At 73.2% G+C, this 21339-nt stretch carries 21 protein-coding genes; 7 read left to right on the top strand and 14 right to left on the bottom strand.

The features are described from left to right. Positions 1-6 precede the first annotated feature (6 nt). Entirely contained in the window at positions 7-753 is a 747-nt protein-coding gene (locus O7597_RS22125) for an NAD(P)H-dependent oxidoreductase (protein ID WP_281580577.1), read from the bottom strand. Between the two features lie 103 nt (positions 754-856). On the opposite strand from O7597_RS22125, the gene O7597_RS22120 reads away from it, so the two are divergent. Then, on the top strand, positions 857-1705 hold the full coding sequence (locus tag O7597_RS22120; RefSeq protein ID WP_281583296.1) for a helix-turn-helix transcriptional regulator: 849 nt from the start codon (positions 857-859) through the stop codon (positions 1703-1705). A gap of 138 nt (positions 1706-1843) precedes the next feature. Here O7597_RS22120 and pdxT read toward each other — a convergent pair whose 3' ends face one another. From pdxT to pgsA, 6 genes are all read right to left on the bottom strand, one after another. Next, positions 1844-2449 carry a pyridoxal 5'-phosphate synthase glutaminase subunit PdxT gene (gene pdxT, locus O7597_RS22115; protein WP_281580576.1) on the bottom strand — a complete coding sequence of 202 codons (606 nt, stop codon included), beginning with the start codon at positions 2447-2449 and terminating at the stop codon, positions 1844-1846. A 7-nt stretch (positions 2450-2456) separates the two neighbouring features. Then, positions 2457-3371, bottom strand: a complete 915-nt coding sequence (gene pdxS, locus O7597_RS22110) for a pyridoxal 5'-phosphate synthase lyase subunit PdxS (RefSeq protein WP_281580575.1) — start codon at positions 3369-3371, stop codon at positions 2457-2459. Positions 3372-3499: 128 nt separating this feature from the next. Continuing rightward, positions 3500-4006 (bottom strand): hypothetical protein, encoded by a 507-nt coding sequence (locus O7597_RS22105; RefSeq protein ID WP_281580574.1) that lies wholly within the window; start codon positions 4004-4006, stop codon positions 3500-3502. Positions 4007-4032: 26 nt separating this feature from the next. Then, positions 4033-5193 carry a glycosyltransferase family 4 protein gene (locus O7597_RS22100; protein WP_269738851.1) on the bottom strand — a complete coding sequence of 387 codons (1161 nt, stop codon included), beginning with the start codon at positions 5191-5193 and terminating at the stop codon, positions 4033-4035. 13 nt (positions 5194-5206) lie between these two features. Then, positions 5207-6085, bottom strand: a complete 879-nt coding sequence (locus O7597_RS22095) for a phosphatidylinositol mannoside acyltransferase (protein WP_281580573.1) — start codon at positions 6083-6085, stop codon at positions 5207-5209. A gap of 25 nt (positions 6086-6110) precedes the next feature. Then, entirely contained in the window at positions 6111-6743 is a 633-nt protein-coding gene (gene pgsA / locus O7597_RS22090) for a phosphatidylinositol phosphate synthase (RefSeq protein ID WP_269738853.1), read from the bottom strand. A gap of 278 nt (positions 6744-7021) precedes the next feature. Here pgsA and O7597_RS22085 point away from each other — a divergent pair, with 278 nt between their 5' ends. Next, complete coding sequence (locus O7597_RS22085; RefSeq protein ID WP_281580572.1) at positions 7022-9172, top strand: elongation factor G-like protein EF-G2; 2151 nt, start codon at positions 7022-7024, stop codon at positions 9170-9172. Positions 9173-9176: 4 nt separating this feature from the next. Here O7597_RS22085 and O7597_RS22080 read toward each other — a convergent pair whose 3' ends face one another. From O7597_RS22080 to thrS, 3 genes are all read right to left on the bottom strand, one after another. Beyond that, entirely contained in the window at positions 9177-10235 is a 1059-nt protein-coding gene (locus O7597_RS22080) for an aldo/keto reductase (protein WP_281580571.1), read from the bottom strand. Positions 10236-10543: 308 nt separating this feature from the next. Further along, positions 10544-11056: an HIT domain-containing protein gene (locus O7597_RS22075; RefSeq protein ID WP_269742581.1), complete on the bottom strand. Its 513-nt coding sequence runs from the start codon at positions 11054-11056 to the stop codon at positions 10544-10546. A 65-nt stretch (positions 11057-11121) separates the two neighbouring features. Then, positions 11122-13128, bottom strand: a complete 2007-nt coding sequence (gene thrS, locus O7597_RS22070; protein ID WP_269738856.1) for a threonine--tRNA ligase — start codon at positions 13126-13128, stop codon at positions 11122-11124. A 196-nt stretch (positions 13129-13324) separates the two neighbouring features. Between thrS and O7597_RS22065 the strand changes: the two genes are divergently transcribed. After that, positions 13325-14221, top strand: coding sequence for a DUF1775 domain-containing protein (locus O7597_RS22065; protein WP_281580570.1), 897 nt, complete (start codon positions 13325-13327; stop codon positions 14219-14221). Positions 14222-14328: 107 nt separating this feature from the next. Here O7597_RS22065 and O7597_RS22060 read toward each other — a convergent pair whose 3' ends face one another. Next, complete coding sequence (locus O7597_RS22060; protein ID WP_281580569.1) at positions 14329-15249, bottom strand: ADP-ribosylglycohydrolase family protein; 921 nt, start codon at positions 15247-15249, stop codon at positions 14329-14331. 74 nt (positions 15250-15323) lie between these two features. On the opposite strand from O7597_RS22060, the gene O7597_RS22055 reads away from it, so the two are divergent. Together O7597_RS22055 and O7597_RS22050 are read left to right on the top strand one after the other, a co-directional pair. Further along, complete coding sequence (locus O7597_RS22055; protein WP_210824668.1) at positions 15324-16013, top strand: response regulator transcription factor; 690 nt, start codon at positions 15324-15326, stop codon at positions 16011-16013. Between the two features lie 17 nt (positions 16014-16030). Then, positions 16031-17446: a HAMP domain-containing sensor histidine kinase gene (locus tag O7597_RS22050; RefSeq protein WP_269738859.1), complete on the top strand. Its 1416-nt coding sequence runs from the start codon at positions 16031-16033 to the stop codon at positions 17444-17446. 275 nt (positions 17447-17721) lie between these two features. On the opposite strand, the gene O7597_RS22045 is transcribed toward O7597_RS22050, so the two are convergent. After that, positions 17722-18747, bottom strand: a complete 1026-nt coding sequence (locus O7597_RS22045) for an adenosine deaminase (RefSeq protein ID WP_269738860.1) — start codon at positions 18745-18747, stop codon at positions 17722-17724. After that, positions 18744-19535 carry a trans-aconitate 2-methyltransferase gene (locus O7597_RS22040; RefSeq protein WP_269738861.1) on the bottom strand — a complete coding sequence of 264 codons (792 nt, stop codon included), beginning with the start codon at positions 19533-19535 and terminating at the stop codon, positions 18744-18746. The genes O7597_RS22045 and O7597_RS22040 overlap by 4 nt, the downstream gene beginning before the upstream one ends. A gap of 91 nt (positions 19536-19626) precedes the next feature. On the opposite strand from O7597_RS22040, the gene O7597_RS22035 reads away from it, so the two are divergent. Both O7597_RS22035 and O7597_RS22030 read left to right on the top strand, forming a co-directional pair. Beyond that, complete coding sequence (locus O7597_RS22035) at positions 19627-20610, top strand: aldo/keto reductase (RefSeq protein ID WP_269738862.1); 984 nt, start codon at positions 19627-19629, stop codon at positions 20608-20610. Between the two features lie 110 nt (positions 20611-20720). Then, positions 20721-20915 carry a hypothetical protein gene (locus O7597_RS22030; RefSeq protein ID WP_269742582.1) on the top strand — a complete coding sequence of 65 codons (195 nt, stop codon included), beginning with the start codon at positions 20721-20723 and terminating at the stop codon, positions 20913-20915. Positions 20916-21021: 106 nt separating this feature from the next. Here O7597_RS22030 and O7597_RS22025 read toward each other — a convergent pair whose 3' ends face one another. Continuing rightward, on the bottom strand, positions 21022-21225 hold the full coding sequence (locus tag O7597_RS22025) for a cold-shock protein (protein WP_011905669.1): 204 nt from the start codon (positions 21223-21225) through the stop codon (positions 21022-21024). Between the last annotated feature and the right edge of the window lie 114 nt (positions 21226-21339).

Genomic DNA, 21339 nt, shown 5'->3' with positions numbered 1-21339 from the left:
GTCGGCTCACCGCCCAGCGACCGGGACCGCGTCCCGGCCCGCCGTCCCGGCACCGGCCGCCGGATCCGCCGTCTCGCCGGCACCCGCCGCCGGGTCCGCCGCCCCGCTCGATTCCGACGCCGGCTCCGCCCGCTGGTCGACGCGGCGTTCCCGGGCCGCGGCGAGGAGATCGGTGAGCATCGCCGTGATCAGGTCCGCTCGGCCGTCGCCGGGCGCGATCCGACCTTCGGCGGTCGGGTCGGACCGATCCGCACCGGACCAGTCGAAATCCGTGAACAACCCCAGCTCGACGTGGTCCGGCAGGACCGCCATGCCCACCTCGGCGAGAATGGGCCGCAGGTGCTCGGCGGCCCGCCCACCCCCGCGTACGCCGTAGGTGAGCACACCGGCCGGCTTGCCGCGCCACTCGGCGTCCAGGTAGTCGATGGCGTTCTTGAGGACGGCCGGGATCGAGCTGTTGTACTCCGGGGTGACGAAGACGAACGCGTCGCAGGCCGCCGCGACCGACGACCAGCGACGGGTGTGCTCGTGACGGTAGTCGCCGAACCTCGCCGGCACCGGCTCGTCGAGCAGCGGCAGCCGCTGCTCGGCGAGGTCGACAAGCTCGACGGTCACCTCCCCCGCCCGCGCCGCCGGATGTCCGGTCGCCGTGTCGGCCACCCACCCCGCCACCGTCGGGCCACGTCGCCCCGGGCGGCTGCTGCCGACGACCAGGCCCACCTTGATCGGTCCGTGCTGTCGTGTGCTGTTCATGAGCCGATCCCACCGCCGTCGGAAGCATCCGGGGAGACCGGCGGGAGGGTAGCCCTGGCGGGGACACGCTCCCGGAGCGCGAGCGCGGCAGACTGGACGGGTGATGGACGGCGAGTTGGGCGCGTTCCTGCGTAGCCGCCGGGAGGCGCTGCGACCCGAGCAGGTGGGGCTACCCACCAACGGCCGGCGGCGTACGCCGGGCCTGCGGCGGGCGGAGTTGGCCACGTTGGCCCAGGTCAGCGTGGAGTACCTGACCCGGCTCGAACAGGGTCGGGACACCCGCCCGTCGCCGGGCATCCTCGCCGCGCTGGCCGAGGCGTTGCGCCTCGACGACGCCGACCGGCGGCACCTTCAGCAACTCGCGTCCGTCGATCACCGCCGCCAGCTGTGCGCGGGTGGGCGGCCGACCGTGTCGCGTACCGTCCGCCCGCAGGTCCAAACGCTGCTGGAGGCGCTGCGGGACCGGCCGGCGTACCTGACCAACCGGCTCGGCGACGTGCTGGCCTGGAACGAGCCGTTCGACCGGTTGGCCCGCCCGCTGGGGCTGCTCGACGGCGAGCGGCCCAACCTCGTGTGGTTCCTCTTCGTCGACGAGCGCGCACCTCAGCACTTTCCCGACTGGGCCGACCTCGCTGATCAACAGGTCGCCGACCTGCACCGGTTGCGCGCGGGCGACCCCACCACCGACGCGTTCGCCGAGCGGCTCGCCCGTACCGTCGGGGAGCCGTTCCGGTCCCGGTGGCAGCGCCGGCCGGTCGCGGTGCGGCCGAGCGGGGTGCGCTGGTTGCGGCATCCGGAGGTGGGGCCGCTGCGACTGTCGTACGAGACGCTGGAACTCGCCGACGACCAGCAGCGACTGGTGGTGCAGCAGCCCACCGACGCGGCCGGCGCCGCCGCGCTGGACCGCCTCCTGGGCCGCCGCCCCGGCAGCCTCCGCTCGGTCGCCGGCTGACGCCCAGTCCGAACAGCGCCCCGGCCGGCACAAGATCCCCGCAGTTTCGGGGAAACTGCGGCCTGGAGGCCGCAGAAGGCGGCAGTTTCCCCGAAACTGCCGGCACGCGTCGGCGCGGCGCGGCAGCGCGAGACGGGGTCAGCGGGCGGCGCGGACCAGGTCGACGAAGTAGGCGTGCAGGCGGGGGTCGCCGGTGAGTTCCGGGTGGAACGAGGTGGCCAGCAGGTTGTGCTGGCGTACGGCGACGATCCGGCCGGACGCGGGTCCGTCGGACACCGTGCCGAGGACCTGCACGTCCTCGCCGACCCGCTCGACCCAGGGCGCGCGGATGAAGACCGCGTGCAGCGGCCCGCCCGGGATGCCGGTGATCTCCACCGGCGCCTCGAAGGAGTCGACCTGCCGGCCGAAGGCGTTGCGCCGGACGGTCATCGCGATGCCGTCGAAGCCGCGCTGGTCCGGCCGGCCGTCGAGCACCTCGGCCGCCAACATGATCATTCCGGCGCAGGAACCGTAGACCGGCATCCCGTCGGCGATCCGTTTGTCGATCGGGCCACGCAACTCGAAGATGTCGACCAGCTTGCTGATCGTGGTGGACTCCCCGCCCGGGATGACCAGGCCGTCGACCGCGTCCAGCTCCGCCGGCCGGCGTACCGGACGGGCCTGCGCGCCCGCCGCCGTCAGGGCCGCGACGTGTTCGCGGACGTCGCCCTGGAGAGCCAGCACACCGATCACGGGTGCCGTCACCGTCGGGTCACCAGCCGCGTTCGGCGAGGCGGTGCGGCTGCGGGATGTCGTCGACGTTGATGCCGACCATCGCCTCGCCGAGACCACGGGAGACCTTGGCCAGCACGTCCGGGTCGTCGTGGAAGGTGGTCGCCTTCACGATGGCGGCGGCCCGCTGGGCCGGGTTGCCGGACTTGAAGATGCCCGAGCCGACGAAGACACCCTCGGCGCCGAGCTGCATCATCATCGCCGCGTCGGCCGGGGTGGCGATGCCACCGGCGGTGAACAGCACCACCGGCAGCTTGCCGGTCTCGGCGATCTCCCTGACCAGCTCGTACGGCGCCTGCAACTCCTTGGCCGCGACGAACAGCTCATCGGCGGGCAGCGACGACAGGCGGCGGATCTCCTGGCGGATCCTCCGCATGTGGGTGGTGGCGTTGGAGACGTCGCCGGTGCCGGCCTCACCCTTCGAGCGGATCATGGCGGCGCCCTCGGTGATCCGGCGCAGCGCCTCACCCAGGTTGGTCGCGCCGCAGACGAACGGCACGGTGAACGCCCACTTGTCGATGTGGTTGGCGTAGTCGGCCGGGGTGAGCACCTCGGACTCGTCGACGTAGTCGACCCCGAGGGACTGGAGGATCTGCGCCTCCACGAAGTGCCCGATGCGGGCCTTTGCCATCACCGGGATGGAGACCGCGTTGATGATGCCGTCGATCATGTCGGGGTCGCTCATCCGGGACACCCCGCCCTGGGCGCGGATGTCCGCGGGCACCCGTTCGAGGGCCATCACCGCGACCGCGCCGGCGTCCTCGGCGATCTTGGCCTGCTCGGGGGTGACCACATCCATGATCACGCCGCCCTTGAGCATCTCGGCCATGCCGCGCTTGACCCGCGCGGTGCCGACGACCGGGGTGGCGGCGGTCGGGGAAGTCGTCTCGGACACGTCGTCGCTCCTCAGGCGTCCTCGGGGGGTGGCAGCGCAGATGCTACGCCCGGGCCGACGCCGCTCCGACAGCCAATCAACCCCGTGGTGGCCTGCTGTGTGGCCGCCGTCACCCCCGGACCGGCGGCTCAGCGGATGGGCACGTCGGCGGCCGGGACGGTCAGCGTCGGGTCGTCGATGTCGAAGTAGCGCGGCCAGGTGTGCCGGCGTCCCATCCGCAACAGCCGCACCAGGGGCCGGCTGCGCACCGCCCGGGCGTCGCGGACCAGATCGGTGTGCACCTGGCGGGCCAGGGCGAGCCGCCGGCTGGCCGCGATGACCGCCTCACAGTCGCCGTCGGTGAGATCGAGCCGCACCGCCCGCAACTGCCGGGTCAGGTCGTTCTCGGCTGCCTCCCGCTCCTCCGGCTGGGCGTCGAGGGCGATCCGCGCCGCCGCGTACAGCTCGACGCCGTAGCGGCGTTCGGCCAGCACCGCCGCGGCGGCGGCCCGCCGCAGCAGGTGGGCGTCCAGGGCACGGGCGGCGAGCTGGGCACGGTCCTGGAGCCGCTCGACCCGGCCGGCGGTCCAGATCAGGTACACCGCCACCAGGGCGACGACCACCGTCGCGCCCACCACCCACCACATGCCCGGCATCGTAGTGCTGCTCCCGTTCCTCCCGATCAGTCCGGCCCCGCCCACTCCTGGTCGATCACCCGCCCGTCGGTCGCCTCGATCGCCGCTGCGTATACCTCCAGAACCCGGCGGGCAACCACGGGCCAGTCGAAATTCGCCACCACCTGGTCGCCGCAGGCGGTCAGCTCCGCCCGTTGGTCCGGATCGTCAAGCAGTTCGGCGATCGTCTGCCGCAGCGCCGCCGCGTCGCCGGTGGGGAACAACCTGCCGGCCCGGCCGCCGTCGAGTACCCGGCGGAAGGCGTCGAGATCGCTGGCGACTACCGTGGTGCTGGCCGCCAACGCCTCGGTGAGGATCATGCCGAACGACTCGCCGCCGGTGTTGGGCGCCACGTAGAGGTGCACGCTGCGCAGCATGCGCGCCTTCTCCGGCTCGGGTACCAGCCCGAGGGAGGTGACCCGGTCGCGCAGGTCGGTCGGGAACCGGTTGAACAGGTCGTCCGGGTCGCCGGGGCCGGCGACCAGCAGGCGCAGCCCGGGACGCTGCCGGGCCAGCTCGACGAAGGCGTCGCGCAGGATCGGGAACCCCTTGCGCGGTTCGGTGAAGCGGCCCAGGAAGCCGAGGGTGCCGCCGGTACCCGGCCCGCACGCCCCCGGCCAGCCGGGCAGCGGCTCGACCCCGGCGTACTTGGCCACCGCCACCCCGTTCGGGATCTCCACCGCGCCGCCGTCGAGGTGCTCGACCTGCACCTTGCGGGCCAGGGCGCTCACCGCGATCCGTGCGGTGATCCGCTCCAGCAGGATCTGGAGCACCCCCTGGGCGGCGGCGAGCACCCGGGAGCGGGTCATCGCGGTGTGGAAGGTGGCCACCACCGGTCCCCGGGCGGAGAGCACGGCGAGCATGGACAGGCTCAGCGTCAGCGGTTCGTGCACGTGCAGCACGTCGAAGTCGCCCCGGGTGATCCACCGGCGGACCCGCGCGGTGGAGACGGGGCCGAACGCGATGCGGGCCACCGAGCCGTTGTACGGCAGCGGGACCGCCCGCCCGGCCGGCACCACGTACGGCGGCAGCGGCGAGTCCTCGTCCGCCGGGGCGAGCACACTCACCTCGTGGCCCAGCCCGATCAACGCCTCGGCCAGGTCCATGACGTGGTTCTGCACCCCGCCCGGAACGTCGAAGGAGTACGGGCAGACGATGCCGATCCGCATTGCGCCCGTCCCCTCAGTCCAGCCACATCCGTTGCAGCATGTGCCAGTCTTCCGGATGCCGGGCGATGCCCGCCGCGAGACCGTCGGCGATCCGCTGGGTCAGCGACCGGACCCGTACGTCGAGGTTGCCGACCTCGGGCCCCGGCACCGGCAGCGGGCCCTCCAGCGAGGCGCACGCCGCATCCGGTTCGTACCACATCGACGCCACGTACAACGGCTCGCCGGTCCGCAACGCGAGCAGCGCCGGGCCGGGCGGCATCCGCGTTCGGCCGCCGAAGAAATCCACCTCCACGCCCCGGGCGGAGAGGTCCCGGTCGGCCAGCAGCGGCACCACCGCCCCGGCGGCCAACCGGTCGGTCAGCACGTCCAGCGGCGGCCGGACGCCGCCCGTGGTGGGCAGGATCTCCATCCCCAGCCGTTCCCGGAACGCGGTGAACCGCTGGTAGACGCCCTCCGGCTTGAGTCGTTCCATGACGGTGGACAACGGCCACCCGTTCGCCACCACCCACGCGCCGGCCATGTCCCAGTTGCCGGCGTGTGGCAGGGCTACCACCGCGCCGCGGCCGGCGGCCACGTCGGCGGCAAGCAACTCGGTGCCGTCCAGTCGGAATCCGGCGAGAATCTGGTCGCGGCTCAGCGACGGCAGCCGGAACGCCTCCATCCAGTACCGGGCGTACGAGCGCAGGCCCCGGCGGACCAGGTCGTCGAGTTCGGCCTCGGGCAGCTCCGCCCCGACCACCCGGCGCAGGTTGGCGCGCAACCGGGTGGCACCGGCCCCCCGGCGGCGGTGAGCCCGGTCGGCCCCGGCGTTGAACGCGGCGGCGGCGACCGGTCGAGGTAGCGCGCGGACCAGCCGCCAGCCGGCCAGGAAGCCGAGTTCGGTGAGGTTCACCTGGTGCTCCGTCCGGCTGTGCCGCTCACCCCTGGCCGCCCGGCACGTCGACCTGCTGGGCCTGCCGGTACACGTGCCGCATCCGCTGGCCGACGGTGAACAGGGACACCGCCGCGAGCAGCCAGAGCGCGATCGGCAGCGCCACCGGGTGGACCAGCTCGGCGAGCAGGCCGCCGACACCGACGATCAGCAGTCGCTCCGTACGCTCGGCGATGCCCACGTTGCAGGTCATCCCGAGCCCTTCGGCGCGGGCCTTGACGTACGACACGAGCCCTCCGGCGGCCAGGCAGATCAGCGCGGCGGCCAGCCCCGCGCGGTCGCCCTCGGTGGCCAGGTAGAAGGCGACCGCGCCGAACACCGCGCTGTCGGCGACCCGGTCCATGCTGGAGTCGAGGAACGCGCCGAACCGGGTCGACCCGCCGCTCATCCGGGCCATCGTCCCGTCGAGCAGGTCGGTGAGCGCGAAGACCGTCACGATCAGCGCTCCGGCGACCAGGTGGCCGCGGGCGCCGAAGCCGAGCGCGCCGACGAGCACCCCGAGGGTGCCCGCGACGGTGACCGCGTTGGGGGACACGCCCGCGCGCAGCAGGCTGCGGGCGATCGGCTCGACGACGCGGGTCATCCCCGCGCGGGCCGACACTTGGAAGATCTTCGCCATGGCGGTCCCACGATAACGGTCCGCCCTGAACGGGCGACACCGCCCGGCTGACCAGCCACGCTCGACCCGGCGCGGCGGCTGGCCGGAGAGGGTTGTGTCGGCCCGGCATCGGGTGTGAGATCGAGCCAGAAGGGTGACCCGGCTCACCCCGCCGCCTGTTGACTGCCCGGTCCCCAGCTAGTCACCGGAGGATATCGCCGCAGCACCCCGCCCGGGCCGTGTCCCCGTCGCGTGCGGCGGTCGCCACCCACCACCACCGGCTGAGGGAGGTGCGCCCGATGGCGCAGAGGAGTCAGGACAAGGGGGCCACCGGCGTACCGGTGGTGACCGACCCCGCCAGGATCCGCAACGTGGTGCTCGTCGGGCACTCCGGAGCGGGCAAGACGACACTTGTCGAGGCGTTGCTCGCGGCCTCCGGCACGATTTCCCGGGCCGGCTCGGTCACCGACGGCACCACCGTCTGCGATCATGACCCGGCCGCCGTCCGCCAGCAGCGTTCGGTCGCCCTGGCCTGCGCGCCGCTGCTGCACGACGGGGTCAAGATCAATCTGCTCGACACGCCCGGCTACGCCGACTTCGTCGGTGAGCTGCGCGCCGGGTTGCGGGCCGCGGACGCCGCCCTCTTCGTGGTCTCGGCGGTCGACGGGATGGACGCGGCCACCGCGGCGCTGTGGGAGGAGTGCGCGGCGGTGGACATGCCCCGGGCGGTGGCGGTGGCCCGGCTGGACCACCCCCGCGCCGACTTCGACGAGGCGGTGGCGCTGTGCCAGCGGGTCTTCGGCGACAACGTGCTCCCGCTCTACCTGCCGATGCTCGGTGACGACGGTGAATCCACCGTCGGCCTGCTGGGGCTGATCACGCGGCGGGTCTTCGACTACACGGGTGGGCTGCCGCCGCAGGTGCGTGAGCCCGACCCGGAGCACCTGCCGGCCATCGTCGAGTCCCGCAACGAGTTGATCGAGGGGATCATCGCCGAGAGCGAAGACGAGACCCTGATGGACCGGTATCTCGAAGGCGAGGAGATCGACGCCGCCATCCTGGTGGAGGACCTGGAGAAGGCGGTCGCCCGCGGCCACTTCTATCCGGTGGTGCCGGTCTGCGCGGCGACCGGGGTCGGCGTGGACGCGCTGCTGGAGGTGCTCACCGCCGGCTTCCCCGCCCCGCCGGAGCACGCGCTGCCCGCGGTGACCGGGGTGGACGGCTCCCCACGACCGCCGCTGACCTGCGATCCGGACGGCCCGCTGGTCGCCGAGGTGGTACGGACCACCATCGACCGGCACGTCGGGCGGGTCTGCGTCGTCCGGGTCTTCTCCGGCACGCTGCGCGCCGAGCAGACCGTGCACGTGTCCGGGCACGGTCTGGCCGAACGCGGCCACCCCGACCATGACGCCGACGAGCGGGTCGCCCACCTCTACAGCCCGCTCGGTGCCACCCTGCGGGAGGTGGGCGTGGCGGTGGCCGGTGACATCTGCGCGATCACCAAGTCCGGCAGCGCGGAGACCGGCGACACCATCTCCGCCAAGGAGAACCCGTTGCTGATCGCCCCGTGGGAGATGCCGGAGCCGCTGCTGCCGGTGGCGATCGTGGCGAAGTCCCGGTCCGACGAGGACGCCCTGGCCCGTAACCTCGGCCGCCTGGTCGCCGGTGACCCGACGATGCGGCTGGAGCGCAACCCGGAGACCCACCAGCTGGTGCTGTGGTGCATGGGCGAGGCGCACGCCGACGTGGTCCTCGACCGACTGCGCGCGGGCGGCGTCGAGCTGGACACCGAGCCGGTGCGGGTGGCGCTGCGGGAGACGCTCACCGTGCCGACCCGGGGCCACGGCCGGCACGTCAAGCAGTCCGGTGGGCACGGGCAGTACGCCGTCTGCGACATCGAGGTGGAGCCGCTGCCGCGCGGTGCGGGCTTCGAGTTCGTCGACCGGGTGGTCGGCGGCGCGGTCCCGCACAACTACATCCCGTCGGTGGACAAGGGGGTACGCGCCCAGATGGAGCGCGGCCTGGTCGCCGGCCATCCGGTGGTGGACCTGCGGGTGACGCTCGTCGACGGCAAGGCGCACAGCGTGGACTCCTCCGACGCCGCGTTCCAGACCGCCGGGGCGCTGGCCCTGCGCGACGCCGCCGACCGGGGGCAGCCGGCGCTGCTGGAGCCGGTCGACGAGGTGACGGTGCGGGTGCCCGACGTCAACGTGGGCGCGGTGATGGGCGACCTGTCCGGCCGGCGCGGCCGGGTGCTCGGCACCGAACCGGACCCGGCCGCCGAGGGGCGCACTCTGGTACGCGCCGAGGTGCCCGCCACGGAGCTGCTGCGGTACGCCGTGGAGCTGCGGGCGATGACCTCCGGAGCCGGCACCTTCCGGCGCCACTTCGTCCGCTACGACCCGATGCCCGCCCACCTGGCCGACCAGATCCGCAAGGAGCACGGCTGACCGGTCAGGGGCGGGCGGTGGGCAGCATCGGGCTGGGCCAGTAGGGGCGGTCGGCCTCCCGCAGCGCGGCGGCCCGCAGCGCGGCCAATTGCCGTTCCACCTCGGCGAAGTGGTCGGCGGCGAGTGGGCCGAGGGCGAGCGCGGCGGCGTTCTCCTCGACCTGGGCGACGGTGCGGCAGCCCGGGATCGGGACGGTCCGGTCGCTGCGGGCCCAGATCCAGCCCAGCGCCCCCTGGGCCAGGGTGCGCCCGTCGGCGGTCAACGCCGCCCGGACCGCCTGCACCCGACGCAGCCACTCCGGTGCCGGCCGCCCGCCCCGGAACCACTCCAGCCAACCCGAGGTCGTTCCGCGCACGTCGTCGCGGGGCAGCACCGACTCGGGACGGTACTTGCCGGTGAGCAGCCCCATGCCGAGCGGACCACGGTTGACGCTGGCCAGGTCGTACTTCTCGCAGACGGCGAGCAGGTCGGGCGCGTCCCGCAGCACCGACAGGCCGTGCTGCACGGCCGTGGCGTGCGGGGCGTCGTGCCCGAGGGCCGCCGCCCGGTCGGCCCGGTCGGTGCTCCAGCCGTACGCGCGGACCAGACCGTCGGCCACCAGCTCCTCCAACGCGCCGATCAGCTCGTGGGCGCGGGGCACCGGCAGGTCGGCCAGGTGCAGCTGATAGAGGTCGATCCGGTCGGTGCCGAGACGGCGCAGCGAGTCCCGGACCGCCCGCCGCAGGTACGCCGGTGAGGCATCGGGCCCGATGCCCTGCCGGGTCCGCTCGTCGAACGTGTACCCCCACTTCGTGGCGATCACCGCCTCGTCACGGCGGCCGCCCAGGGCCCGCCCGAGGACCCGTTCACCGTGTCCCGCGCCGTGGCTGTCGGCGGTGTCGAAGAGGGTCACGCCGAGGTCGAGCGCGCGGCGGATCGCCCGGACCGACTCCTCGTCGTCGACGGCCCCCCAGCCCAGCGGCATGCGCCCCACCGTCCACGGGCCGGCGATCGCCCAGCAGCCCATGCCCAGGGCACTGACCGCGATGCCGCTGCGGCCCAGTGTCCGCGTCGACTCCACCACCGGCGCATCGTGCCATCTTTCGGACGGATGTTGACGAAGATCCAGCACGATCATCCGTACGGGCACCGACGGGCGAACGGATCACCCGACCGGCGGCCGATCCGGCGCGGTTCCGTCGCTGCCGCGCCGCGGCGCGGACGACCTGCGGATGGCCGGCGAATCCCCTTCCTCGCCGCGTCGCCTTTGCTCTGCTTACCGATACGTAGCGACTTCACTGCGTGACCGCCGCGTGGGTTGAAGCAGAGCAAAGGGCGCGTACCAAGAGGTCGCCGCCGCGCGCGAGCGGAGACGGCGCGGCGCGAGCGGGATCAGGCGGGCCAGGCGCGGGCGAGCAGGTCGCGGGTGTCGCCCAGCAGTTGCGGCAGGACCTTGGTGCGCCCGATCACCGGCATGAAGTTGGCGTCGCCGCCCCACCGGGGCACCACGTGCTGGTGCAGGTGGGCGGCGATGCCGGCACCGGCCACCCCGCCCTGGTTCATGCCCAGGTTGAAGCCGTGGGCGCTGCTGACCTTGCGGATGACCCGCATGGCGGCCTGGGTGAACGACGCCAGCTCGGCGGTCTCCGGCCCGTCCAGGTCGGTGTAGTCGGCCACGTGCCGGTACGGGCAGACCAGCAGGTGCCCCGGGTTGTACGGGTACAGGTTGAGCACCACGAACACGTGCCCGCCACGTGCCACGACCAGGCTCTCCTCCGGCGGGCGGGCCGGGGCCAGGCAGAACGGGCACCCCGAAGGTCGCTCGTAACCTCCCTCGGGCCGGTCCTCCCCGGAGATGTACGTCATCCGGTGGGGCGTCCAGAGCCGGTCCAGCCCGTCGGCCATGTCCCTGTCGTCGGTGTGCTCCTCCGCCCCAGTCACACCGGCGATCCTACGGCCCTGACCGGCCGTCACATCTCGGCGGAGGGGCCGGTGTTGGTCCGGGAGGTGACCACGTCCAGGACGTGGGTGACCGCCTCGGCCAGCGGTACCCCGTTGCGCTGGGAGCCGTCCCGGTAGCGGAACGAGACGGTGCCGGCGGCCACGTCGTCGTCGCCGGCGATCACCATGAACGGGATCTTCTGCTGCTGTGCGGTGCGGATCTTCTTCTGCATCCGCTCGTCACCGGCGTCCACCTGGGCCCGGATCCCCTCCGCGCGCAGCGCGGCGACGAAGCCGTGCAGGTAGTCGGTGTGGTCGTCGCGGATCGGGATGCCGACCACCTGCACCGGGGCCAGCCAGGCCGGGAACGCCCCGGCGTAGTGCTCGGTGAGCACGCCGAAGAACCGTTCGATCGAGCCGAAGAGAGCCCGGTGAATCATGACGGGCCGCTGCCGGGTGCCGTCGGCGGCCTGGTACTCCAGGCCGAACCGCTCCGGCTGGTTGAAGTCGACCTGGATGGTGGACATCTGCCAGGTCCGGCCGATGGCGTCCTTGGCCTGCACGGAGATCTTCGGACCGTAGAAGGCGGCGCCGCCCGGGTCCGGCACCAGTTGCAGGCCGGAGGTCTCGGCGGCGGTACGCAGCGCCTCGGTGGCCTCGGCCCAGTCGTCGTCGGAGCCGATGAACTTCGGCGAGTCGTCGCGGGTGGACAGCTCCAGGTAGAAGTCGTCCAGGCCGTAGTCGCGCAGCAGGTCCAGCACGAACGACAGCAGGGTGGTCAGCTCGCCGGGCATCTGCTCCCGGGTGCAGTAGATGTGCGAGTCGTCCTGGGTCAGACCGCGTACCCGGGTCAGGCCGTGCACCACACCCGACTTCTCGTACCGGTAGACGGTGCCGAACTCGAACAGCCGCAGCGGCAGCTCACGGTAGGACCGTCCGCGCGACCTGAAGATCAGGTTGTGCATCGGGCAGTTCATCGCCTTGAGGTAGTACTCCGCGCCCTCCAACTGCATGGGCGGGAACATCGTGTCGGCGTAGTACGGCAGGTGGCCCGAGGTCTCGAAGAGCTGCGCCTTGGTGATGTGCGGGCTGTTGACGAACTCGTACCCCGCCTCCTCGTGGCGGCGACGCGAGTAGTCCTCCAGCTCCCGGCGAATGATGCCGCCCTTGGGATGGAAGACCGCGAGGCCCGAGCCGATCTCGTCGGGGAAGCTGAACAGGTCCAGGTCCGCGCCGAGCTTGCGGTGGTCGCGCCGGGCGGCCTCCTCCAGCAGCTTCAGGTACGCCTTCAACCCGTCGCGGGTCGGCCACGCGGTGCCGTAGACCCGTTGCAACTGCGGGTTCTTCTCCGACCCCCGCCAGTACGCGGCGGCCGAACGCATCAGCTTGAACGCGCCGATCAGCCGAGTGTTGGGCAGGTGCGGCCCCCGGCACAGGTCCGACCAGCAGACCTTGTCCTCGTCGGCGGCGAGGTTGTCGTAGATGGTCAGCTCACCGCCGCCGACCTCCATCACCTCGGACGAGTCCAGTCCCTCGCCCTTGACGTCGATCAGCTCCAGCTTGAACGGCTCGGCCGCCAGCTCGGTCTTCGCCTCGTCCAGGCTGTCGAAGCGGCGACGCCGGAACCGCTGCCCCGACTTGACGATCTCCTGCATCCGCTTCTCGAGCTTGGCCAGGTCGTCGGGCTGGAACGGCTTGTCCACCGCGAAGTCGTAGTAGAAGCCGTTGTCGATCGGCGGGCCGATGCCGAGCTTCGCCTGCGGGAAGATGTCCTGCACGGCCTGGGCCAGCACGTGGGCCGTGGAGTGGCGCAGCACGTTCAGCCCGTCCGGGGAGTCCAGCGCGACCGGTTCGACGGTCGTCTCCTCGGCGGGTCGCCAGTCCAGGTCGCGCAGCACGCCGTGCGGGTCGCGGACCACCACGATCGCCCGGGGGCCGTTGGTGGGCAGCCCGGCCGCGGCCACCGCGTCGGCCGCCGTGGTCCCGGCGGCGACGACGACGGGGTCGGCCACGGCGGGGGTACGGGGTGCGGACACGGATGACTCCTCGCAGCAGACGTGACGGATGGTGCCGATGTCGGCGCACTGATGCTATCGGGCGCCCGGGACGTCACCGCCGTCGACACCGACGGCAGGCGATTCCCGCCACCGTTGAACCTTTCCGGCCCCGGATCCGAACTACCGGGTGTGGCCGGAGCCGGTTCCGGCCGCGTGGACACGGATGGGAACCCAGATGGCGATGACGCACGGCCCGAGCCGTCGACGCCGGGGCGCGCTGGTGGCCGCCCTGGCCACGGCCGTGGTGCTGCTCTGGCCCGCCACGGCGTGGGCCGACGGGGTGACCTTCACCCCGACCGAGGCACAGCAGGGCAACGCGGTGAAGCTCGAATTCGTGGTGCCCGACGAACGGCCCGGTGTCCGTACCGAGAAGATCGAGATCGCGATCCCCGAGGATCCGCCGATCGCCGAGGTGTACCCGCTGTCGGTCGAGGGCTGGGCGCCGACGATCACCACCCGGAAGCTGGACCGGCCGGTGTCCGGCATGCACGGCCCGGCCACCGACGTGGTGACCGCCTCGCTGATCTGGTCGCGGGCGACGGGCCAGGCGGGCGAGGGCCCGGCTCGGCTGGTGTTCTCGATGGCCCCGCTGCCGCAGACCGAACGGTTGAACTTCGAGCTGGTGCAGACGTACGCCGACGGTCTCCAGGTGCGCTGGGGCGCCGGTCCCGGCCAGCGTCCGCTGCCGGCGCTCACGCTGGTGCCCGGCGACCCGGCCTACCCGGGCGCCCACGGTGGACACGGCGCGCCCCCCGGCGGCGCGGCGCCCGCCGCGGCGCCGCCCACCACCGCCACCTCCGACGGCGGCCCGAACGCCAACAGCCTGCTCGCCGCCGGGCTGGTCGCCGGCCTCGGCGGCGGCGCGGTGGTGGGTTGGCTGATCAGCCGCCGACGCCGCGCCGCCACCGAGGAGATCGACCGTTCGGTGCTCGACGAGGAGCCGCCCGCCGAGCAGCCGGCAGCCGCAACGGTCGACGTCGGGACGCCCGGCGGTGCGGCGGGCGCCGCCGGTGCGGCGGGGACGTCCGAGGGTGCCGGCTCCGACGTGGTCGAGGCGGGCGTACGGCGCTGAGCGACGGGCGCGGCGGGTCCGGGTCAGCCGGCCCGCTCAGAGCCGGGCACGGCACGTCCGGGTCAGCCGGTCCGCTCAGCGGACGGCGCGGCGGGCGCGGCTCCGGGTCAGCCGGCCCAGTCGGGTAGCGGCTCCCGGGCGGCCAGCCAGTCGGCGGGCACCCCACGCCCGGTGGCCACCCCGGTGTACGCGGCGACGATCCCACCGACGATGGCGGCGGTGGTGTCCACGTCGCCGCCCGCCGCGACGCAGGCGCGTACCGCGGCCGGATAGTCGTCCAGGTGGGTGGCGGCGACCCAGCAGGTGAAGGCGACGGTGTCCTGCGCGGTGACGCGGGAGCCGTTGCCGAGTGCGTCCACCACCTCCGGCAGCGGCCGGCCGAGCAACTCCGCCGCCCGGCGTACGCTGCGGTGGACCTCGGTCGCCGGGTCCACCGCGGCGGCGACGCCGGCGAGCAGGCGACCCGGGTCCGGCCGGTCCCCGTCCAGTCGGGCCCGGACGGCTCGGGCGGCGGCCACCGCGACCGCCACCGCGCCGGCGATCCCCTCCGGGTGGGCGTGGGTCACCTCGGCCGACGCCTGCGCCGCCTCGACCACCCGGCTGGTCGAGTCGGCGAAGTACGCCCCCAGCGGGGCGACCCGCATCGCCGCGCCGTTGCCGCAGGAGCCCTGCCCGTCGAACGCGGACGCGGCGGCGACCGGCCACGGGGTGCCGGTCCGGATCAGGCGCAGGATGCGCACCGCTCCCGGCCCGTAGCCACGGTACGGCTCGCAGCGTTGGGCGAAGTCGAGCGCCAGAGCGTCCCGGTCGATCCGACCCGCCTCGGCCAGCTGGGCCAGCACCGAGCAGGCCATCTCGGTGTCGTCGGTCCACTGCCAGGGCGGTGGCGGCAGCCGGTCGGCGGTCAGGTCGGCGGGGTGCCGGCCGGGAACGAAGAACTGTGAGCCGAGGGCGTCGCCGACCGACAGGCCGACGAGGCTGTCCCGGGCGAGGGCCAGGCGGGTGTCCGGAAAGAGGGTGAACGTCATGGTCACACCAGCTTGACCGGTACCAGGGGTGGGCGCAATCACGGCGCACTTGCCGTCCCGAGTACCGTGCTTGGGTGGCCACCGTCCTCCTGGTCGAAGACGATCACGTCGTACGCGGCGCGATGCTTCGCTCCCTCACCGACCGGGGTCACGCGGTACACGCGGTGGGCACCGCGTTGGACGCGTTGCGCCGGGTCGCGGCCGAGACGCCGGACCTGGTGGTGCTCGACCTCGGCCTGCCGGATCTGGACGGCTCGGACGCGCTGCGGATGCTCCGGGGCATCACCGACGTGCCGATCATCATCGCGACCGCCCGCGACGACGAGCAGTCCGTGGTCAAGCTGCTGCGAGCCGGTGCCGACGACTACATGATCAAGCCGTTCACCGGCGCGCACCTGGACGCCCGGATCACCACGGTGCTGCGCCGCGCGGGCCGGGCCAGCCGCTCCGCCCAGCCGGCCGTGCACAGCGTCGGTGGGCTGCGGGTGGACGTCGGCGAGCGCAGCGCCCACCTCGACGGTGCGGCGCTGGCACTGACCCGCAAGGAATTCGACCTGCTGGCGTATCTCGCCGCCCGTCCTGGCCGGGTAGTGTCCCGGCGGGAGCTCTTGGAGGAGGTATGGCGGCAGCCATCGGTCGGCGAGGATCAGACCATCGACGTTCACCTGTACTGGCTACGGCGCAAAATGGGCGAGTCCGCGGCGAAGCCACGCTACCTGCGCACCGTGCGGGGGGTGGGCTTCCGGCTGGTGGCGCCGGACTGAGACCGACGCTGGCCCTGTTGACGGCCGGCGTGGGCACCCTGCTGGCACTGGCCTTCCTCGTGCCGCTCGGGCTGACCCTCGGCGGGCAGGCCCGGGAGGAGGCGATCGCCGACGCGGCCCGGCGCAGCGCGTTGGTGACCGGGGCGCTCGCCGTCAGCACCGAGTCGGAGGTGGTGACCCGGGCGATCGAGGCCAGCGGTGGCGACCCGGCCACCCGGCCGGTCGTGCACGGGCTCGACGTGGACTCCACCACCGGGCGGGCCGACGCGGCGCACCTCGCGCAGGCCCGGGAGCAGGGACGGTCGCTCGTCGTCGACGTCGACGGCGGGGTGCTGCGGCTCGATCCGGTGGTGCTGGGCGAGCGGACCGCCGTGGTCGAGGTCTTCGTGCCGGACACCGCGCTCGACGGCGGTGGTGGCCGGTGGTGGCTGCTGATCGGAGTGGCCGTCGCGCTTGTGGGCGCCGCGATGCTGGTGGTGGACCGGCTCGCCGCCCGGGCGGCCGACGCGAGCCGGGCACTGGTCAAGGCGGCGCTCGCGATCGGCGACGGCGACCTGGGCGTACGTGTCGAGCCGAACGGCCCGCGCGAGCTGGTGGAGGCCGGCCACGCGGTCAACCGGATGGCGCAACGGTTGGTGGCGGCGCGCACCGAGGAGCGGGAACTGGTGGCGGACCTGTCCCACCGGCTGCGTACCCCGTTGACCGTGCTGCGGCTCGACGCCGAGGCACTGGAGTCCGACGACACCAGTGTCGGCTCGTTCAGCCAGGCCGAGCTGGACTACCGGCGCGGCATCCGGCGGATCCGGCAGGCGATCGTCACCCTGGAGGGTGAGATCGATGTCCTGATCAAGACCACCCGCAAGGCGGTGGCGACCGAGGCGGCGCCACCGGCGATGTGCGACGTAAGCGAGGTGGTCCGGGACCGCATGGTGTTCTGGGCCGCCCTCGCCGGTGACCAGAACCGCCCGCACCGGGTCTCCGGTGCCCAGTTGCGCATCCCCGCGCCGGTTCCCCGGGCCGAGTTGGCCGCCGCCCTGGACGCCGTGATCGGCAACGTGTTCCGGTACACCCCGCAGGGCACCGCGTTCGAGGTGGCGGTGTCGCGACGCGACGGCTACGTGGCCATCCGGATCGACGACGCCGGCCCCGGTATCGCCAACCCCGATCGGGCCCTGCGGCGCGGCGCCAGCGACCAGGGCTCCACCGGCCTGGGGCTGGACATCGCCAAGCGGGTGGCGTTGCAGGCCAACGGCTCGGTGAGCATCGACCGGGCGCACCTGGGCGGGGCGAGTGTGGTGATGCTGCTGGCCGACCCGGAGGCGACGCCGCGCCAGGTCAGCCGGTTCGGTCTGGTGGGCCGGATGGCTCGGGAGGGCCGGGAGCAGAAGGCCGGTGGCCGCCGCTGGCCCCGGCAACGCCCGACGGACCGCTGACGGCCGGTGCCGCGGGAGTGGGGGCCGGCCGCTTCGGGTTGTGCGAGGGCGCAAGTCTTCCTTAGATCCGAATTAACCCCGTTCCACCCGACCGGTCCCGGCTGACAGGATCGCTGGCGAACCCAGCAGTTCCACCGGCCTGTCGCTCCCAGCGCCGTCGGCCGGTGGAGCCGTGCGCGCGGCGGGAGACACGGTCCCCCCACACCTCCTCCCGCCGCGCGCCACCTGGCCGGTGCACCCGGGCGACGGCGGCCGGCGCCACCCGGGCGACGGCGTCAGCCGCGCCGGTCGGCGGAATAGGTGTCGATCTCCGCCAGGATCCGCCGCCGGCCGGCCTCGTCGAGGAAGGACGCGGTCACCGCGTTGCGGGCCAGCTCGGCCACCCCGTCCGGCCCGATGTCGAGCAGTCGGGCGGCGACCGCGTACTCGTCGTCGAGGGTGGTGCCGAACATCGGCGGATCGTCGGAGTTGATGGTCACCAGGACCCCGGCGTCGACCAGCCGGCGCAACGGATGCTCGTCGATGTGGGCCACGGCCCGGGTACGCACGTTCGACGTCGGGCAGACCTCCAACGCGATCCGGCGCTCGGCCAGGTACCCGAGCAGGTCCGGGTCCTGCGCGGCGGAGATGCCGTGGCCGATGCGTTCCGCGCCCAGCTCGTGCAGGGCGTCCCAGATCGTCTGCGGGCCGGTGGTCTCACCGGCGTGCGGCACCGACCGCAGCCCGGCGGCGCGAGCCTGGTCGAAGTAGGGCTTGAACTGGGGCCTTGGCACGCCGATCTCCGGGCCGCCGAGGCCGAAGCTGATCAACCCGTCGGGGCGTTCGTCGAGCGCGATCCGCAGCGTCTCCTCGGCCGCCGGCAGGCCGGCCTCGCCGGGAATGTCGAAGCACCAGCGCAGCTCGATGCCGAAGTCGGCGGCGGCCCGCTTTCGCGCGTCCTCGATCGCCTCGCAGAACGCCGGTGCCGGGATGCCTCGGTGCACGTGCGAGTAGGGGGTCACGGTCAGCTCGGCGTAGCGAACCTGCTGGCGGGCCAACTCCCGGGCCACCTCGTGGGTGAGGATCCAGACGTCGTCCGGGTCACGGACCAGGTCCACCACGCTGAGGTACAACTCGACGAAGTGGGCGAAGTCGCGGAAGACGAAATAGTCGGCCAGCAGCTGCGGGTCCGCCGGGACGGGGCTGCGTCCCTCGTGCCGGGCGGCCAGCTCGGCCACGATGCGGGGCGAGGCGGAGCCGACGTGGTGCACGTGCAGCTCCACCTTGGGCAGTCCGGCGATGAAGGTACGCAGGTCGGTCACGAGTTCTCCTGGGCGGAACCGGTACGGGCGACGAAGAAGATCCGTCGGAACGGGAAGTACACCTGGCCGCGCCGCACCGGGTACGCCTCGGCGAGGCGTACCGCCAGCGCGGCCCGGAAGGCGGACCAGCCGGCGGCGTCCAGCGCCGCCCGGACCGGGCGCAGGGCGGTGCCCTCCAGCCAGGTCAGCACGGGGTGGTCCGGTTCTCCACCGGCCGCCAGCAGGTGCACGTAGGTAGTCTCCCAGGCGTCGACGGTGCAGCCCGCGGCGACCAGCGACCCGGCGTAGTCGACCGGTTCGGCGACCGGCGCCTCCCGCAGCAGCGGGCTCAGCACCGCCCGCCACGGCGGGCGACCGGCGACCTCGCGCAGCGCCCGATGGGAGGGTGCGTCGAAGTTTCCCGGCACCTGCACCGCCAGCCAGGCGCCGGCCGGCAGCTCGGTGGCCCAGCGGACGAGCAGGTCCCGGTGACCGGGCACCCACTGGAGCACCGCGTTGCTGACCACCACGTCGGTGTCCGGCTCGGGACGCCAGTCGCGCACGTCCGTTACCTGGAAGCTGGCCGGGACGTCGAGCGTGCCGGCCCGGGCGATCATCTCCGGCGAGGAGTCCAGGCCGACCACCCGGCTCTGCGGCCAGCGGGCCGCGAGCACGGCGGTCAGGGTGCCGGGTCCGCATCCGAGGTCGACCACCCGCCGGGGGCGGTCGGCAGCCACCCGGGCCAGCAGGTCGTGGAAGGGCCGGGAGCGCTCGTCGCCGTAGCGCAGGTACGCCGTCGGATCCCACATGTCCGCGCCCACCTCCCACAAACCGTACGTCCGTCTTGTTAGATTACGGCCCGGCCACCGGTGCGGCAACCCGGGTCACTAGGCTCACCGCATGGAGCAACGCACGTTCCCCCGCATGGATCGCCAGGTCGGCGTGGTCGGGCTCGGCGCCTGGCAGCTCGGCGCCGACTGGGGCACGGTCACCGAGGACGACGCGATGGCGGTGCTGACCGCCGCGGTCGACGCCGGGGTCACCTTCCTGGACACCGCCGACGTCTACGGTGACGGGCGCAGCGAACAGCTGATCGGACGTTTCCTGGCAGCACATCCCGACGCCGGTCTGACCGTGGCGACCAAGATGGGCCGGCGGGTGGCGCAGACGCCCGAGGCGTACACCCTGGACAACTTCCGCCGGTGGACCGACCGGTCCCGGACGAACCTGGGCGTGGACACACTGGACCTGGTGCAGCTGCACTGCCCGCCGACGGCCGTCTTCGGCACCGACGAGGTCTTCGACGCCCTCGACACTCTGGTGACCGAGAAGCGGATCGCCGCGTACGGCGTCAGCGTGGAGACCTGCGACGAGGCGCTCACCGCGATCGCCCGCCCCGGGGTGGTCAGCGTGCAGATCATCCTCAACGCGTTGCGCCACAAGCCGCTCGAACGGGTGCTGCCGGCCGCCTCGGCCGCCGGGGTCGGCATCATCGCCCGCGTACCGCTGGCCAGCGGCCTGCTCTCCGGCCGCTACGACGAGCACACCACGTTCGCCGCCGACGATCATCGCAACTACAACCGGCACGGGGAGGCGTTCGACGTCGGCGAGACGTTCTCCGGGGTGGACTTCACCACCGGCCTGGCCGCGGTGCGACGGATCGCCCCGCTGGTGGGCGCGGACCGCACCATGGCCCAGTTCGCGCTGCGCTGGGTGCTCGACCAACCGGGCGTAACCGTGGTCATTCCCGGTGCCCGCGACGCCACCCAGGCCCGCGGCAACGCCGCCGTGGCCGGCCAGGCCCCACTGTCCCCTGGGGAACTGGCCGAGGTGACGGCGGTCTACGACGACCTGATCCGCCCCCAGGTGCACCACCGATGGTGAGCGGTGGGCCCGGCGACGGCCCGTTCGACGGTGGGCCCACCGGTGGTGGGCCGGCCGCGCCGCCCGGCGGCGCACGGCCGGGTGGCGAGCCACCGCGGCGGCAGACCGTGATGACCGGTTGGCTCCGGCTGACGCTCGGGCTGCTGGCCGTGGTGGTGGGTGCGGTGTGGACGGTGCAGGGCCTCGGTTACGTCGAGGGCAGCGTGATGACCGGCCAGCGGATCTGGGCGGTACTCGGACCGCTGCTGATACTGGTCGGGTTGGCCCTGCTCTGGCTCGGCGTCCGCACCCGGGACCGCCGCTGAGGCGACCGCGACGACGATGCGGAAAGCCCCGCGTCCGATGGGACGCGGGGCTTCGCACTGATTCGGGGACTGCCTCGCCAGTGGCCGACGGTCGCCGACCGGTGCCTCAGAGGGGGCGGACCTGCTCGGCCTGCGGACCCTTCTGGCCCTGGGCGATCTCGAACTCCACCCGCTGGTTCTCCTCCAGCGTGCGGTAGCCGCTGGTCTGGATGGCCGAGAAGTGGACGAACACGTCAGCACCCCCGCCGTCGACGGTGATGAAGCCGAAGCCCTTGTCAGCGTTGAACCACTTCACGGTTCCCTGCGCCATGTGTATCTCCTTCTAAAACTGGCGGCCGAGCACACCGTGCGGCCGGTTGGCCGTTTCGAGCAGCGGTGCCTGAGGCGGCCCCCGGTGAAGGAGACTTCTCTCAACCCACGCCGT

This window comes from Verrucosispora sp. WMMC514, from assembly GCF_027497295.1.
In the GTDB taxonomy this organism is placed as follows: Bacteria; Actinomycetota; Actinomycetes; order Mycobacteriales; family Micromonosporaceae; genus Micromonospora; species Micromonospora palythoicola.
This window is presented reverse-complemented; position numbering and strand designations above follow the sequence as displayed.